We start from the raw sequence: 1,259 nt of genomic DNA on the forward strand, positions 1-1,259 counted from the left end.
GGGTAGGGGGTAGAATGCTGTGGAGCGGTCGTGCCCTGAATTGGAGTTAGCTGATGGTCCCTGAAGAGCTGTTTTCTCTCGCGTTAGGATTGGTTCCGCCGTGGTTGGTGGATCATGTGACTTTCACGGTGGAGGAGAAACGCCTGGATCTGCACATCAACTTTCCCAAGGGTAGTCGCTTTGCTTGCTCCGTCTGTGGTGAGGAGTGTCCGGTACATGATACCCGTGACCATACTTGGCGGCACATGGATTTCTTCCAGCATGAAGCCTATCTCCATGCCCGCGTACCTCGTGTGAAGTGCCAGGAGCATGGAGTGCATCAGATATCTGTTCCCTGGGCACGGGAAGGCTCGCATTTCACCCTGCTCTTCGAAGCGCTGATCATGACCCTGGTGCGGGAGATGCCGGTATTGACCGTAGCCCGCCTAGTCGGCGAGACCGACACGCTCCTGTGGCGGGTGATTGACCACTATGTGCCAGAAGCCCGTACCAGAGTGGATATGGCCCATGTCCATGCCGTCGGCGTCGATGAAACCAGCAGTCGGCGCGGCCACGACTACATCACGCTCTTCGTGGATCTGGATGCCCGGCGACTCTTGTTCGCTACTCCCGGCAAGGATGCCAAGACCTTTGAGAGATTCTCCGCAGATCTACAGGCCCATGGTGGTAGCGCGGAAGCGATCACCGATGTGAGCATGGACCTCTCGCCGGCCTTCCAGAAAGGGGCTGCCGAGCACCTGCCCAATGCGGAGATCACTTTCGATCGTTTTCACCTCATGAAGCTCGTCAACGAGGCCGTGGACGACGTGCGCAAGGGGGAAGTCCTCACTCAGCCAAATCTCAAAAAGACCCGCTGGCTCTGGCTCAAGAACGATTGCAACCTCAAGGTGAAGCAGAAAGAAAAGCTGCAGGCATTACTCAAAGACCAGAACCTCAAGACGGCGCAGGCCTACCAGTTCCGCCTGACCTTTCAGGACATCTTCACGATCAAGAATCGCCATCAGGGGGCTACCCTCTTGAAAGCCTGGTTGGAAAACGCCAGAACCAGCGATCTGCCGCCTATCGTCAAGGTCGCCTACACCATCATGAATCACTGGGATGGCGTGCTCCGATGGTTCGAGAGCCAGATCACCAATGGAATTCTGGAAGGTTTCAACAGCCTCATTCAATCCGCCAAGGCCAAGGCTCGGGGTTACCGCACGCACAAGAACTTTATCAACATGGCCTACCTGATCCTGGGCAAGCTGGATCTCAGGCTA

The 1,259-nt window shown here is 56.3% G+C and carries 1 protein-coding gene; it reads left to right on the forward strand.

The window, feature by feature from the left end; genetic code table 11:
• Positions 1-53: 53 nt before the first annotated feature.
• The coding region (locus B1757_RS16205) for an ISL3 family transposase (protein ID WP_101536756.1) at positions 54-1,259 on the forward strand (1,206 nt) is incomplete at its 3' end.

The sequence above is a fragment of the Acidithiobacillus marinus genome (assembly GCF_002847505.1).
In the GTDB taxonomy this organism is placed as follows: Bacteria; Pseudomonadota; Gammaproteobacteria; order Acidithiobacillales; family Acidithiobacillaceae; genus Acidithiobacillus; species Acidithiobacillus marinus.